This is a genomic window from Streptomyces sp. 3330, from assembly GCF_031456635.1.
Classification (GTDB): Bacteria; Actinomycetota; Actinomycetes; order Streptomycetales; family Streptomycetaceae; genus Streptomyces.
The window spans coordinates 19,387-34,025 of record NZ_JAVDVA010000034.1 but is presented as its reverse complement, the minus strand read 5'-3'; the positions used below and the strand labels follow the sequence as shown (position 1 = coordinate 34,025).

The 14,639-nt window shown below is 69.2% G+C and carries 10 protein-coding genes and 1 pseudogene; 3 read left to right on the top strand and 8 right to left on the bottom strand.

What is annotated here, in order from left to right; all coding sequences use genetic code 11:
• On the bottom strand, positions 1–192 hold the full coding sequence (gene haaA / locus J2X68_RS35755) for a HaaA family cyclophane-containing RiPP peptide (protein ID WP_310436775.1): 192 nt from the start codon (positions 190–192) through the stop codon (positions 1–3).
• A gap of 107 nt (positions 193–299) precedes the next feature.
• Entirely contained in the window at positions 300–3,080 is a 2,781-nt protein-coding gene (gene haaT / locus J2X68_RS35750; protein ID WP_310436774.1) for a cyclophane-containing RiPP biosynthesis TPR protein HaaT, read from the bottom strand.
• Positions 3,081–3,387: 307 nt separating this feature from the next.
• Between haaT and J2X68_RS35745 the strand changes: the two genes are divergently transcribed.
• On the top strand, positions 3,388–3,531 hold the full coding sequence (locus J2X68_RS35745; RefSeq protein ID WP_310436773.1) for a hypothetical protein: 144 nt from the start codon (positions 3,388–3,390) through the stop codon (positions 3,529–3,531).
• Positions 3,532–3,678: 147 nt separating this feature from the next.
• Here the strand turns inward: J2X68_RS35745 and J2X68_RS35740 are convergent, their stop codons facing one another.
• Entirely contained in the window at positions 3,679–4,077 is a 399-nt protein-coding gene (locus J2X68_RS35740) for a hypothetical protein (protein WP_310436772.1), read from the bottom strand.
• Entirely contained in the window at positions 4,077–4,349 is a 273-nt protein-coding gene (locus J2X68_RS35735; RefSeq protein ID WP_310436771.1) for a hypothetical protein, read from the bottom strand. The genes J2X68_RS35740 and J2X68_RS35735 overlap by 1 nt, the downstream gene beginning before the upstream one ends.
• A gap of 482 nt (positions 4,350–4,831) precedes the next feature.
• Here J2X68_RS35735 and J2X68_RS35730 point away from each other — a divergent pair, with 482 nt between their 5' ends.
• Positions 4,832–5,209 carry an excalibur calcium-binding domain-containing protein gene (locus J2X68_RS35730; protein ID WP_310436770.1) on the top strand — a complete coding sequence of 126 codons (378 nt, stop codon included), beginning with the start codon at positions 4,832–4,834 and terminating at the stop codon, positions 5,207–5,209.
• A gap of 214 nt (positions 5,210–5,423) precedes the next feature.
• Here the strand turns inward: J2X68_RS35730 and J2X68_RS35725 are convergent, their stop codons facing one another.
• Together J2X68_RS35725 and J2X68_RS35720 are read right to left on the bottom strand one after the other, a co-directional pair.
• Positions 5,424–6,335, bottom strand: a complete 912-nt coding sequence (locus J2X68_RS35725) for an SDR family oxidoreductase (protein ID WP_310436769.1) — start codon at positions 6,333–6,335, stop codon at positions 5,424–5,426.
• 142 nt (positions 6,336–6,477) lie between these two features.
• Positions 6,478–6,582 (bottom strand): annotated as a pseudogene (locus J2X68_RS35720) (IS5/IS1182 family transposase); the annotation flags it as partial.
• A gap of 286 nt (positions 6,583–6,868) precedes the next feature.
• Here J2X68_RS35720 and J2X68_RS35715 point away from each other — a divergent pair.
• Positions 6,869–8,236 (top strand): acyltransferase, encoded by a 1,368-nt coding sequence (locus J2X68_RS35715; RefSeq protein WP_310436768.1) that lies wholly within the window; start codon positions 6,869–6,871, stop codon positions 8,234–8,236.
• 144 nt (positions 8,237–8,380) lie between these two features.
• Here the strand turns inward: J2X68_RS35715 and J2X68_RS35710 are convergent, their stop codons facing one another.
• Positions 8,381–10,132, bottom strand: coding sequence for a D-glucuronyl C5-epimerase family protein (locus J2X68_RS35710; protein ID WP_310436767.1), 1,752 nt, complete (start codon positions 10,130–10,132; stop codon positions 8,381–8,383).
• Between the two features lie 112 nt (positions 10,133–10,244).
• Positions 10,245–14,471 carry an FG-GAP-like repeat-containing protein gene (locus tag J2X68_RS35705; RefSeq protein WP_310436766.1) on the bottom strand — a complete coding sequence of 1,409 codons (4,227 nt, stop codon included), beginning with the start codon at positions 14,469–14,471 and terminating at the stop codon, positions 10,245–10,247.
• Between the last annotated feature and the right edge of the window lie 168 nt (positions 14,472–14,639).

Sequence of the window (14,639 nt, the reverse complement as noted above, 5' to 3'; positions counted from 1 at the left end):
TTACAGAGGCCAGGTCCAGATCAGCGAAGCCTGGTGGCCACCCTCGCCGGTACGGTTCGACGGGGACTGCTCGGCTGCCAGCCGCTGCCGTACGCGGACGGCAACACGATCCAGGACGATCGAACCGTGCGGGTCGCACGCCCCGGCGGGCGCTGGGGCTTCCGCAGCGGGACCGGGCGTGCTTGTCGGCATTCGACGCTCCTCGATGCACACGAAAGCAATTTGGGCCAGCAGACCAGCACGCAACGTAGCAGCATCGGCACCATCGTCGGCATACCGAATTCGGCCACGTGCCTGGCTCACCCCGCTTGCGGCGGCGCAAGCAGCCGTTCCAGGGTGTCTGCCGCTCCGCGCACGCCCAACCGCCGGTACTCATCGAGTGCTTCACGCAGAGATTCTTCGGCCCGCGCCCGCTCGTCGGCCATCCAGTCGACACGGCCGATCCCCTCCAGAGCCCGTGCCTTCTCCAGCGGGCAGCTGATGTCTTGGGCCAGCCCCAGTGCCTGCTCGAAGAGTTCGCGTGCGGGCGCCCAGTCACCCGACGTCCGCAGCAGCGTCCCCCAGTGGTTCAGGACCTCCGTCTCACCGCACCGGTCGCCGAGCTCCCGCAGGATCTCCAGACTCCGCCGGAACGACTCGACGGCACCGTTCCGCTCCCCGGCGGCCCCCCGTGCCACACCCAGCTCGCCCAGCGAGGCGGCCTCCCCACCACGGCTGCCGAGATCGCGATACGAGGCCAGCGCGTCATTCAACAGCTGGACTGCCGCGGTGGCGTTCCCGTCCATGCGGTCCAGTACCCCGAGATGGCGGATGCTGTTCGCGCGGCCGAACCGTTCGCCAAGCTCAGTGAAGTACTCCAGCGCGCGGCTGTGTGCTTCCCGCGCTCCAGCTAGATCGCCGATTAGACGCCGTACGACTCCGAGTTCGTTGAGGGCGTATGCCTGATGGACCCGGTCGTCGAGCTCCCGATAGATGTCGAACGCCTCATGATGGTGCTGCGCGGCAAACTGGTAGTCGCCCAAGAGACAGTGCACGATGCCGAGGTCCCGCAGGGAGTTGGCCTCCCCGTACCGGTCGCCCAGCTCACGGTAGATCGACAGCGCTTCGGTTTGCGTCTCCACCGCCGCGTCGAACCGGCTGGTCTGCCGGCGCACCATGCCGAGGTCCGCGAGTGCGTTCGCCTGGCCGAGCCGGTCGCCGAGCTCGCGGTAGAGCTCGAGGGCATCGACCTGGGCCCGTGCGGAGGCTTCGTTGTCCGCAATCATGTACCGGACGATGCCCACCTGGTTCAGAGCGTCTGCCTTACCTCGCTTCTCGCCGACCGCCTCGTACTCCGCTACCGCCTCGTTCAGTGCCTCGATGGCCTCGGGGTAGGACGCCATGAAACGCCGTACGACTCCGAGCTCGGCCAGCGCGTCCGCCAGCGCCCGCCGGTTGCCGGTGTGCCGAGCGGCCTCGGCGGCTGTCCGGTGGAGGCCAACGGCCTGGTCCCAGGGGCCGGCCTGACGCAGGAAGGGCGCCATCGCCGCAGCCAGGTGGATCACCAGCTCATGCAGCGTGAGGTCGTTCGCCCTCCGGATGCAGGCCAACACGTTGGCCCGCTCGTCCTCCAGCCAGCGCAGGGCCGCCGTACGCGACTCGACGGGAGGGGTCTCGACCTGGGCGGCGCCTCCCCGAGTTGGCGGGGCGGCCGCGCCACTGCGGCCGATGTGGCGGTTCGCGACAGCCAGGGCGGCCAGGTAGTAGGTGCACACGCGCTGAACGGCCTGAACGGCTTCCATATCGCCTCCCTCGGCGGCGAGACTGCGAGCATAATCGCGTAGGAGATCGTGAAGCCGGAAGCGACTTCCTGGGTGCTCGTCGATCAGATGGGCGTCATAGAGCACGTCGAGTTGCTCACGCGCCACTGCCACTGAAACCGAGCCGAGCGCGGCCCCGGAGAAGACGTCGAGGTCCGTGCCAGGGTAGAGGCCGAGACACCGGAAGAAATGCTGCCGCTCAGGTGTGAGGTCCTGATAGGACAGGCTGAATGTTGCGGCGACCCCACGTTCCCCGGCCCGGAGCTCTCCCAACCGGTCACGGGTTGCAGCCAGCCGCGTACGCAGATCCTCGGCACCCCACGAGGGGTGATGGCGCAGCCGCGCGGCGAGCAGCGACACTCCGAGTGGCAGATACCCGCACAGCGCCACCAGCTGCTCCAAGACGACACGATCGAGTGAGGTTGTCGGCCGTCCACTGAGGCGTATGAAGAGGTCGATCGCATGCTCCGGCGGCAACGCCCCCACAGGCAGAACCACCTCTTCGTACGCAGCCAGCCGCCTCCGGCTGGTCACCAGCACAAGACAGCCGCTCCCGCCGGGGAGCAGCGGCTCCAGCTGCCGATAGCTGGCCGCGTTGTCAAGGATGAGCAGCGCCTTCTTGTCCGCGAGCTGGCTTCGCCACATGGCCGCCCGTGCCTCGGTGACCGCGCCAAGGTCATCGCTGACGGGGATGCGCTGCGCCGGCACTCCGGTTGCCGCCAGCAAGGAGGCCAGCGCTTCGGTGGCCTGTACGGGGGGTCTTCCCGTGGTGTGCCCGTTGAGGTTCACGAAGAGCTGACCGTCCGGAAACCGCTCCGACAGCACATGCCCCGCGTGCACGGCGAACGTTGTCTTCCCTACCCCCGGCATTCCGTCGATCACATGCACAGGCAGTGCCTCGCCACTCTCCTGCGCGTTACGTACGGACCGCACCAACGCCTCCAGCTCGGCGGACCGATCGGTGAACGCGGTGGTATCGCGTGGCAGAGACCTCAGCACGAGAGCAGCACCCGGAGGTTCCGCCCCTCCCCCTGGCCGGGGTCTCGGATCAGGGGTGCCTTCCGGCGTCCCTGACTCCGACAGCGCCGCAAGCAGCACGGCCAGCCCAACCATGGCCGTGCCCAGCACCGCGAACGAGAACCAGGCATGGCGCTGCAACCACCCCAGCCACCCGGGCCACTCCGACTCGGACACCGCGTTCGTGACGAGCCCGACCAGCATCGTCGTCACGGCTCCGCCGGCGGCCACGACGGCGACCGTTACCCCCCGCCGGAGTCTCATACGTGGGTCGTCTTGCCGGAGCAGGGATGGTCCCGCTTTGGCTGGCCGCCTCTGGCGCGGCACAGCCCTCCCACAGCAGATCTGGTCACGAAGGCAACCCCCGAATCCGACGCCCCAACGCGCATAAGCGGACCAGCTCTCGCAGAACCTGGTCAAGGTCGGCTCCCCGCCACGCAACGGCCCCTATCAGCCAATTTGCATGGGTCTCTCGATCGGGCGCACCGACGCCGCCTCCACGGAGTCAGCCAGAAGACCAGGTGAACGTGCTGCTGGTAGCGAGCAGGGAGTGATCGCCCGCGATAGTTAAGTGGCACTGCTGACCGAGCTGCGTCGTGCCAGCCGGGCTCCGTCCCGGGCGCGGGCGGGAGTCGCTCTCGGCACGACGGCCGTAGTGCTGTCGCTGGTCGTGTTCGGCTGGGAGATCTGGGTGCTGGAACAGGCCTCCCAGTAGACGCCGAGTATGCAGCCCGGGAATGGGTGGGCAACGCAACCGCCCTGCTTGAGCGGTGCCCCTCCTGCCGAGAGTGCCGGGCCTTGCGTGCTCAAGGGGCCAGGTCCGGGGCGGCGCGGGCTGGAGGGGGCGTTCAAGCGCCAGCGGTTACTGGCCGGGGTGAACGGCCTGGACGCCGGTGCCCGCATACGCCTTGGGCGTCAGCGTGAGCAGAAACCGCCCGGCCGGATGGGCGGCCGAGGGCCGGGAAGCGTGGATGGCGTGGACGGCTGCCCAGGAGTGCCCGAAGCGCAGCAGTCCGGTGGCGGTGACGGCTGCGTCGGTGTCGAACGCCTCGATCCGGATGAACCGCAGCCCCTTGATGTAGCTGAGCAGGCCGGGCCGCTCAGCGTCGCCGGCCGTCAGCGACAGCACCGGCGCATACAGATTGCCGAGCCCGCCGGACGCCTGCACGTAGAACGCGGCGACCGCCTCGTTGAACGGATCCTTCGGGTCGTACAGCGCCGTGGCGGTCGTGTGGTCCAGGACGACCGAGATCGCCGCCACTACGCGGCCGTCTGCGAGCCGTGCTGCGCCCCGGCCAGGCGCTCCAGCAGCGCGCGGGCCTTCGCCTCGGCCTCCGCGCTGGGCGCCTGCCCCAGCGCGGAGGCGAGCTCCGCGCGTGCCAGCTCGGCACGCTCGGCGTACTCGGCCCTGGTCGGCGTGTCCTGCGCCAGCTCCTCCACCAGGTTCCGGATCGTCGTGCCGTGCTCGGCCGCCAGCTGCGCCAGCCGGTCCCGCGCCGCCGCGCTCACCTTGATGCTCGTCTCATCCGCCATGACCCGACTCTACCGCGTTCCTCTACCGCCGGTAGAGGAACGGTGAGGTGTCGGTGTACCTCCCCACCCTGCCCGCCTCATGGCAGCCGTTCGTCTCTTCGCGCAGGGTGCGCATCCACGTCTCTTGGGCACGCAGCCGACCTCAGGCACCTTGACCTCGCCCCGGGCACACTGGCTGCCTCGCAGACCGGACGGTTTCCAAGCGGCCCTCGGTGAGCCATCTTCATGCCGTACGTGCCGGAACAATCCGTAGACACCTGTCGGACGCAGGCCACGTGCCTCACTGCCTACCCCCTTCTCGGCACCCGGGACACGGGTCCTCCGCGGTTCGATGCGGTCGAGATGCGTGCTGGTGGGGCGGGTGGTGCACTCGGACGCGGGGATGGCCAGGTGGAGGTGCGATGGCTGGCAGCGGGAGAGGCGGCCGCCCGGTGTGGCGCGCGCGACGGCGGTGGGCACGCAAAGGGCTGTTTGGTCGGGCCGTGGCCGTCGTGCTGGGGCTGGTCGCGTTCATCGTGCTCGGCGGGCTGCTCGAAGCCTGTGGAGCTACCGAGGACGAGCCGCAGGAGCCCGCGCCGGCCAGCAGGGCGGGAGCTTCCCCTCCTTCGGTGACTGATCCGCTGGGGCGGGCGACGAAGGACCCCGAGGCGACGACGCCCGCCGCAACGGTCACGCAATCGGAGACGACCCCAGAACAGACGACGACTCCGCCGCCCGCGAGCACAGCCGACGCAGACGTCTACTGCGACGAGGCACGGGCCGCGGGCGCTGCGCCCGTGCATGCAGGCGACCCGGGGTACGGGCCGCATCTGGACCGCGATGGCGACGGCGTCGCGTGCGAGCCGTACGCAGGGCACTGATGGCAGTCAAGGCGCGCACCGGTCCGGCAGACGATGTACCACGCTGCCGGGACGCAACCGGTCGCACGCCGCATCAGGAATAGTCGGTCCTGCCGTCGCCGACGCGACCGCCCACTGTGAGCGTGCCGTCCAGGAGGACGAAGTCACACCTTCCGCACCGAAACTCTACGAACCGCCCTCCGGCCCCCGGCCCGGGCCGCGCGCCCTGCCCCGGTCAGGTCTGGGGCGGGGTCACGGGCGGCACCGGCGCTACCGCGCCGCGCGCCCGCAGGTCGGCGGCGCCGCCCGCGCCGAGCACCCCGGTGGTCCGCTCCAACTCTTCGACCGGCAGGGCCGACAACGACCGCCGTGCCACCGCCGACACCACCAGCGGCAGCACCGGACGCAGCGGCTGCACCAGACGCAGCCACGGTGACGCGTAGACGCTGACCGCGCGTCGCTCCACCCCGCGCACCAGCCATCCGGCGACCTGCTCGGGACTGTGCACGCGGCGTGCGGGCGCGGGCTGATGGGAACGCAGCGCCCGCAGCACCGGATGCTCGTCGAGGGCCGCGATCATGTCGGTGCCGGTCCAGTGCAGGTACGCGATGCCCACCCCCACGCCCGCCGGACGCACCTCGGTACGCAGCGCCTGGGCGAACGACTCCACGCCCGCCTTCGACGCACAGTAGGCGCTCATCAACGGCGCCGAACCGAACGCCGCGGTGGACGCCACCTGGAGGAAGTACCCCCCGGTACGGACGAGTTGGGGCAGGAAGACGCGGGCGGTGTTCGCGCTCCCGATCAGGTTGACCTCGACCACCCGGTCGAACAGCGAAGCCTCGCACGTGGCGAACGGGCCCGCGGCGGCGATCCCCGCGTTGGCGATCACCACCGAGGCGGGCCCCAGCCGCGCGCCGATACTGCGGGCCGCGCCTTGGAGCGCCGCCTCGTCGGTGACGTCGACCTCGAAGCAGTGCGTCTCGGTCGCCAGCCCGGCCGCGACCTGGCGCAACGAGTCAAGTTCGCGGCCCAGCAGCGCCACCCGCATGCCCCGCAGGGCCAGCCGGCGTGCCACCGCCGCTCCCACGTCGCGCGCCGCCCCGGTGACCACCGCGATCCGCGCGTCCGGTCCACCCTCCGCCATGACCGCCTCCAGGCCCGCCCTTACGACCCGCGCCGCACCACGCACCCGGCCAGTCGACCACGCCCCCACCCGGCCCGCCCGCCACCGCGAGCCACGAGGGTGACGGCACCACAGCCTGGGCACCGCGGCCCCGGTGAGGGCGGACGGTCATGCGGTTGGGGCTGATGCGGGATCTGCGGAAGATCTGCCAGGACTTCAGCCGTGCCATGCCGCGTTCGATGGGTGCCCGGTCCGCAAGGGTTAAGCGAATGGGTAAAGGCAGCCGGTGATATCACTGCGGGTGCGGGGGAGCACCCGAGCCCGGAGAATGCCGGCCGAGTGGGCGTGGGACGCGCACGCCCCCACCCTTCGAGAACGACGGCCTCGGCCAGATACCGGTTCGTGTACGCCGAGAAGGACGAAGCATGATCAGCGGGTGCGGGCGGTCCTCGTCAGGGGCATTTCCGGCCCCCTGTCTCAGTTGTGTCGATCTGGTCATTTCCGCTGGTAGGGGTGGTCTCAGCGGGGGCACAGAGCCTTGCTAATGTCCGCGGGTGAGATCACGGAAATCTGTGCCTTCGCCGGCCCGGTTCGGGTGGCTCGACGCCGTCCGAGGGATTGCGGCCCTGACTGTGGCCCTGCATCACTTGAGCGCCGAACTGTTCGTGGGCACGGGCGCGGCCGTGCGGGAGTGGTTCGACCCGGGCATCTTCGGGGTGATGGCGTTCTTCCTGGTTAGCGGCTACATCGTGCCTGCCTCGCTGGAACGCCGGGGAGATGTGCGGGCGTTCTGGATCGGGCGGCTGTTCCGGCTCTATCCCTTGTGCGTGGTGGTTTTCATCGCCGCGGCTGTGTTGGTGCCGCAGCGCTTTTCCGCTGTGGACGTCTCGGTGCACGAGCACCCGCTGCTGGCCTCCGTTGCCAACGCCACGATGTTGCAGGACCTGCTGGGTCTGCGCAGCGGGCTGCCGGTGATGTGGACGCTGACCTACGAGATGGTCTTCTACTACCTGGTCACGCTGCTGTTCATGGCCGGCGCCCAGCGTCGTAGCGGGCCGGTGGCAGTGGTGGTCGCCGGGGCGGCGCTGCTACTGGGCCCGTGGGCAGCCGCCTGGAGCCTGCGGCCAGAGTTCACTGTCCGGCAGCTGGTCGCCGGAACCGCGCTGGTCGTCGTGGTGGGGCTGCTGTTCCTGCTCACCGGTCGTCGCGTGGCACAGATGACGGGAGCGGCGCTCCTGTCGGGACTCGGCCTGGTTCTCATGATCGTGGACGGACGGTCGACCCCCTGGGAGAGCATGCTGATCCTGGCCACGATGTTCAGTGGAACGGTGATCTACCGCGCCGAGCGAGGACAGATATCCCGGAGTGCGGCGTGGGCCTACTGCGGGTTCGTCATCGTGGCGGGTACGGCGGCCGGGCTCCTCTATGACGACAAGCAAGCCCAGATCCGCACCTGGACCGCCTCACCGATCGCCTGGGTCAGCGCGTTCCTGGCGGGCTGGGCGCTGTTCGGCGTGGCAATGCTTCTGCGCCACCGCCGCGTGTCCGCTGCGCTGACTTGGCTGGGCCTGGTCAGCTTTTCCGTTTATCTGCTGCACCGGCCGCTGATCGCCGCGATGTCCTGGCTCATGGAAAGGACGGGCCATCCCCACAGCACGGCCCACCAGCTGATCTGGGTGGCGGCCTTCCTGTTGGCTCTGCTGTTGCTGAGCGCACTGACCTATCACCTGGTGGAGCTGCCCGGCCAGCGGCTGGCCCGTCGGCTGCTGGCCCGCCGGTCTGGTCCGCCGGCGGAGAGCGGACCGGTCGTACCCCAGACGCCGAAGGAGTATGAGGCGGCTGCTCGCAGAGGACGCCATCGTCTGGACGCAAAGCGCCCGCAGCCGCCGGCCGCGGCGCCGTCGGGCAGCCAGGAGCCGTAAGCAGCCGCACGCCTGCGCGGGTGGGGGCCGGAAGACCGACCCCCAACCCGTGCATGCGTTGCGTGCGGCAGACCGCCGGTCCTCGGCTGGATGCCGGGGGCCGGCGGTGCGTCGGTCAATGGCTGTGCTGGGAAGCGGGCGCCGTCACAGGCCGTCGGTGGTGACGTTGTTGTGCCAGACCCAGTAGCCGGTGAGGGTGCCGGCGCTGATGCGGAGCATATTGCGGCCGTTGATGACGGCGCGCTGGTCGAAGGGGGCGTTGGAGGCGTGGTCCCACTGGACTGTCTTGGTGGTGCCGACGGCGCCGTCGGTGCCGTATCTGTAGACGTCGACGGGGGTGTTGGCGGGGAAGGTGAGGGTGCGGGCGGGAAGGTAGGTCTTGGTCCACCACTGGCCGCGCAGGAACGCGGTGGTGTAGTTCTCGCCGACCCACCAGCCGGCATAGGCGCCGGCGCTGATGCGGTAGTAGACGCCGCGGCCGTGGATGCGGCGCCGCATGGTGGCGGGGGCTGAGGTGTCGCGGGTGAAGGTGACCTGCTGGGTGGCGGTCTGGGCGTCGTCCTTGGCGGGGTCGTAGGCGCCGGTGGCGGTGGTGGCGTACTGGTAGAGGGTGTAGGTGCCGGCGGCGAAGGCGACGGTGCCGCCGCTGGGCAGGTCGGTGGAGACCAGGTCCGGGTAGGGGTAGTCGTCCAGCAGCTGGTCCATGTCGCGGGCGAAGGTGTAGTGGCCGGAGAACCACTGGAGCTGCATGAACAGGTCGAGGTGATGGTGGTGGTATGACAGCGGGGCGATGCGGTGGGTGTTGCAGTAGAAGGAGAGCCAGCGCGTGTTGCGCAGGCGCGGGTAGTAGTCGGCGATCGTGGTGAGGCCGCCGTCCCACAGCTTCAGCGCGAGTTCGTTGCGGGTGTGCTGGTAGTAGTCCCACACACCGAACAGGGCGAAGATCATGCCGTTGAAGGTGTAGTCCGACGTGCCGGGTGCGTCGATGGGGTATTCCTGGATCCAGAAGTAGCCCGCGCTGTCCTTGTTGACCACCCACGGTTTGGCGTCGTCGGCGCGCAGCAGTGAGGCGAACGCGCCGTCCGCCGCGGCCAGGTACTGGGTGCGCTCTTCCGCGGTGACGTCGGTGTCGGGGAGCTGGGCGAGCTGGATGAACAGGGATATCGCCTCGCCCTGGGCCATGCCGGAGTACCAGGGGGCGGTGTAGACGAGTCCGCCGTGCTCGTTGTGGGTGTAGTTGAAGGGGTAGGGGAAGTACCAGGCGCCGCGGGTCTCGACCCGCCGGTCTATCTGCCGCTGGGCGTGGGCCTTGGCACGGGTGAGGAACCAGGTGTCACCGGTGGTGCGGTAGGAGGCGAGGCAGCCCAGGCCGTACTGGATCTGTGTGACGGGCTGGTCGTAGAGCTTGCCGTCGCCGTTGATGAAGACGTCGGGGTCGTTGTAGAACATGCGGACGCCCTGGGCGTCTACGTAGGCGCCGGTGTCGCCCTTGGCGACCGGCCTGTTGCGCCACGGGCGCAGTTCCTCGGGGACGTCGACGATGGTGTAGCCGGCGGTGGCGAACTCGAACGGCAGCGTCGTGGGCACGTCGTCCGCGGCCGTCTGCGGGTCGACGGTGCCACCGGTGTAGGGGATGCGTCTGTTCGGGGGCGTGATGGTGCCGCTGGTGATCTGCTCCGGCGCGGGGCCCAGCGTGGTCGTCGGTGCAGGGGTGCGCGGCAGGCTGAGCACCTGGGACATGGGAATCCCAGGAGACGGACTCGGCGTGGGTGCGGCGAGGATGCCGGCAGAGGCTGCCGTTGCGCTGCCTCCCACGGTGAGCGCGCCGAGCGCGCTGCCGCCGGTGAGGCGTATGAACTGGCGGCGGCCGACGTCGGTGCGTCGTTGATCTGACACGAACAACTCCCATGAGAGAAGGGGGGATTACCGAAGGCGGGGGGAGCCCCGGGGCCGCCGCGGGGCGCTGGTGTGGAGCGCCGGGCGGCCCCGGAGAGGAACGCGGACTCGCCTACCAGCCGTTGCCGATCTGCTGGCGGGTGCTGAAGGCGGTCGCGGTACGGGGGTAGAGCCACAGGATGCGTGTGGTGTCATCGCGGACGATGACGTCGGGGTTGCCGTCACCGTTGAAGTCGCCGATACCGGCGAAGGTGTAGCCGTTCCAGCCGGTGCCCAGCTGGGAGCGGGTGCCGAGGCCGTTGCTGCCGTTGCCGGGGTAGAGCCACAGGACGCCGCTGGCGTCGCGGGCGACGACATCGGGGTAGGTGTCGGCGTTGAGGTCGACGACCCCGGCGAAGGCGTAGCCGGTCCAGTCGGCGGTGCCCAGCTGCACAACCGATCCCAGGGAGGCTCCGGTCCCGGTGCCGGGGAACAGCTTCAGGCTGCCGTCGGGGTGCCGGGCGACCAGGTCGGGCTTGCTGTCGCGGTTGAAATCCGGGGTACCGGCGAAGGCGTAGCCGCTCCAGCCGCTGGCGAAGTTGCTGACGGGGGTGAGCAGGTCGTGCCCGGCATCACCAGGGAACAGCCGCAGGACACCGGAGGGTGTGCGGCCGACGAGGTCGGGAAGGTTGTCCTTGTTGAAGTCGCCCATCCCGGCGAAGGTGTAGCCGTTGACACCGGAGCCGATGTACAGCGCAGATGTGGACCAGCCGCCGCCCCCGTTGCCGGGGTAGAGCCACAGGCTGCCGCCCGCGTCTGCGGCGACCAGGTCGACCTTGCCGTCGCTGGTGTAGTCGCCGACACCGGCGAAGGTGTACGGCGCGCTGGCCGTGGTGATGTTGCCCATCGTGCCGACCTGGGTGGCGCTCAGCGCGGCCCCGTTCCAGACCTGCACGTCGGAGAGGTTGCCCTTGAAGAATGAGGCACGTGCGTCGACGCTCAGGCTGTTGCCCAGGGTGAATTTTCCGGTGAAGCCGGCGATCGCGGTATGGGAGCCGCGGGCCACCGGACGGTCGTCCATGTACAGCGTCATGGCCTTGGACGTCACATCGTAAGTGGCGGTCACACGCGTCCACTGGCCGATGATGGCGCTGCCGCCCGCGACGCAGTCGTATCCGCGGGTCGCGTCCCCGGTAGCGAGGCAGAACGCCCACTGCTTGTTCGACTGCGGATAGAGCAGGAGCCCGGAGTTGTGCACCCCGTCCTGGGAGGCGATGACCCCGCCCACGGCCGCCGGCTTGACCCACGCAGACACGGTGAAGGAACTCGACAGCGACAGCGCCGCATTCGACGTCATCGCACCGGTGGCAGTGCCGTCCAGCGCCAGATTGGGGGAGAGGACGTCGTCATCGGTGTCCCAGGTGGCACCCGCGCCGCTGCCCGTGAGGGTCAACCCGGAGGAGGCGTCCGCGGCACTGGCCGCGCTGCCCTCGGTGCCATCGCCGAGCGGCCAGGCATGGCCGGGAGCGATCAGCGTCTGCGCCGTCTGCGCGGTCAGGGTCCCAGCGGCGGCGTTGAAGATCCGTGTGGTGCTCGCGCCGCTGGAGGACACGGTCCGCAGGTCCGGGGTGCCGTCACCGTTCAGGTCGGCGGCCTGTAGGACCGGCAGGGCTGCGGAGCCGTAGCCGCTGCCCGCGATCTGCAGGGGGGTCACCTGGCTGCCGAATGCGAGGTCTTGCAGTTGCTCCGGGGTGTAGTAGTACAGCGCGCCGGTGCTGTTATGACGGGCGAACAGTGCGGGCAGCCCGTCGATGAGGCTGCTGGTGATGGACCAGCCGGTCCAGTCACCGCTTCCAGTTGGATTGATACCGCCCAGCGGGAGTGCGTTGTCGATGCCGCTGAAGGCTCCAGGGGCGGGGTTGCCGGGCTCGTCCCACAGTTGGCCGCCCACGATCATCAGCAGGTCGGGGTAGCCGGTGGCCGGTTCGCCGTTGAGGGTGTGGTAGAGGTTGCCGCCACTGGCGATGCTGGTGGCCTTGTTGCCGATGGCACCGGTGGTACCACTGCCGTCGGTGAAGACAGTGAGGTTGACCGCGATGCTGTCGCCGCTGGTGGCGTGCAGTGTTGAGCCGTCACCACTACCGGACACGACGACGCCGCGGCTGGTCGTGGGGTTGTAGTCCAGGACGTCATTGAAGCCGGCTCCGGTGTTGAAGTGGCCGGTGATCGTCTGGGTGCCGTTCCAGTCCGCCGGTGAGCCTGCGGTATTGACTCCGGTGCCTTGCACGCCGAGGTTGGTGGCGCTGGTGGTGAGCTGTCCGTCAACCGTCCCGCGTGCCAGCCACAGCCCGCTGGACAGACCTGCCTGAGCGCCCACCGCGGTGAGATCGGGGGTGCCGTCGCCGGTGAGGTCACCGTCGACGGCGGTGGCTGCGGGGGAGGCGATGAGAATGCAGTTCGCGGTGTCGCCGATGTTGCCGCCGGCCGAGACCGCGGTGACCGTCAGCACGTTGGTGCCCCTGGTGGGCGTGACGCTAATTGGTGTGCTTGCCCCCGTGCTGGCAAGGGAGACCGGGGTGGTGCCGTTGAGCTGGTAGAGGTAGCTGGCGGTGGTCCCGCCGGTGGCGTTGGGTGCCACGGTGAAATCAGCTGTTTTACCTACTTGGTAGGTGGCCGGGCTGGTGTCGTCACCGCATTCGTACGCAGCGGCATCAGCGATGGCCGGGGAGCCCGGTCGGCTGGCATCGAACTGGAACTTGCAGGTCGCCGATACGGGTGAGCTGTAAGTGCCGTCCGAGGAGGTGACGTTCCACGTCACGCCCAGCGACGTGCCGCCGGCCGCGGCCTCCAGCACAGATTTCTTCAGGATGTAGACGGCGTTCTTCCCCGACGCTGCGGACACGGTGGGCTTGGCGATCTGTGCGCCACCGCTCGTCTTGGTGATGTTGAAGGTGTTGGACAGCGTGCCGCCGTCGGGGTCGGAGACCTTCGCGTACAGGGTCACGTCCCCGTCACCGATGGTCTTGACGGTGCTTGAACAGGTCGTGGCCGGCGAAGTGACCAGCGTTGAGGGCTTGTTGGGCCTGTGATCGTAGGTGGTGGACATCGAGAGGGTGGCGTGGTCGAACTTCTTCCACCCGTACTTGTCCAGCTCATCGCTGGCCTGCAGACCGAGGGTGAGGCTGCTCAAGTTCGCATTGTCGGCCACGTCCTGCATCCGGGAGGTGACGTCGAAGCCGAGTGACTGTGCCGGGCAGGAAGGGTCGTAGCCGTAGGCCACGGTCTTCGTGCCCCACTGGGCCGTCCAGGTGGGCTGGTTGGCCCAAGTGGTGCCGGAGGTGATCGGGCCGGTCTGCCACAGCTCCACCGGGGTGGCGGTGCACGACGGCGCGTACGTCTCGGTGGCGTAGAAGTGGGAGTCGATGACCGTCGCTCCGAAGAGCCGGCTGTCCACCGAGAACTTTGCGTACGCCCGCGACTTGTGTACGGGGTCCTCCCATCCCTGGTAGCCCACATGCAGCCCGGTGGCGCTGGTGTCCTTCCAGAAACTCGTGTTCGGAGCAGCGGAGTTGACCCAGGTCCAGCTGCTCACCGTGCCGCCCGCGGCACTGTAGGTGGGGTCGATGTAGACGGGGTAGACCGTGGAGGAGGCCGACAGCATGCCCGCGTCGGGCGTCAACCGGATCTTTCCCGAGGAGAACGAGGCGGTGACCGGCGCGATGTGCGCACCTGCGCCCGGCTCATCGGTGTCCGAGGCCGCCGACCTGCTGGCAGACAGCGAGCTCGGGCTGGCCGCCTTGGTGGTGGCGGAGTCCCACATCGTCGGGGCCGGGGCGGAGAAGACCGTGCGATGCGTGGTGTCGCGGGCGGCGATGTTGCCCGCCTTGTCCACGGCCAGCGTCACGTTCTTGGTTTGGGTGGGAAAGACCAGTGTGTCCAGGGCCGGGTCGGCGGCCGCTTCGGCGTCCTTGACGACGAGGACCTCGGAAAAGCCGCCCTGGGCATCGGCGGTGACTTTCAGGTCGACCCCGTCCAGGACATCGGGGTAGGTGGCGCTGGAACCGTCCAAGGTCGGGGCGGGCAGGGCGCCGAGCGAGGCCGGCGTCGTCAGCGAGAGGGACCGGCTATGGTCCTTCATCACTGCAAGCGGCCCGTCCCCGCCCCCGGACAGGATCAGGCCCGTGGTAGTCAGCGTCGGGACGATGGTGCCGTCGGAGTGCCGGACCAGCGTGGCATCCAGCTTCTTCCAGGAGCCGGAGACGTACTTGCGTACCGGTGCGACCGACTGGGTGAGCGTGAAGGTGCCGTTCGGATTGGCTACTTTCGCCTCGGTCGGCGTGGTCGCGGCTGCCACGGTCACGGCCTTGCCGGTGGACTGCGCTTTCCTCGAGGCCCGTGCCTCGTCCAGCGGCAACTTCGGTGAAGACGCCTCAGGTTTTGCATCAGCGTGGGCGTTTGTCACCACGCCGGACAGCGACAGCGTGCTGAGCGCGACAACAAGCGCCGTGCTCAGCACGCTTCTGCGCAG

What these genes read in the sequence shown, in the direction of transcription:
- J2X68_RS35735 (WP_310436771.1), bottom strand. Translation starts at nt 4,349, where the DNA reads ATGGCGGATGAGACGAGCATCAAGGTGAGCGCGGCGGCGCGGGACCGG.
- haaT (WP_310436774.1), bottom strand. Translation starts at nt 3,080, where the DNA reads ATGAGACTCCGGCGGGGGGTAACGGTCGCCGTCGTGGCCGCCGGCGGA.
- J2X68_RS35725 (WP_310436769.1), bottom strand. Translation starts at nt 6,335, where the DNA reads ATGGCGGAGGGTGGACCGGACGCGCGGATCGCGGTGGTCACCGGGGCG.
- haaA (WP_310436775.1), bottom strand. Translation starts at nt 192, where the DNA reads ATGCCGACAAGCACGCCCGGTCCCGCTGCGGAAGCCCCAGCGCCCGCC.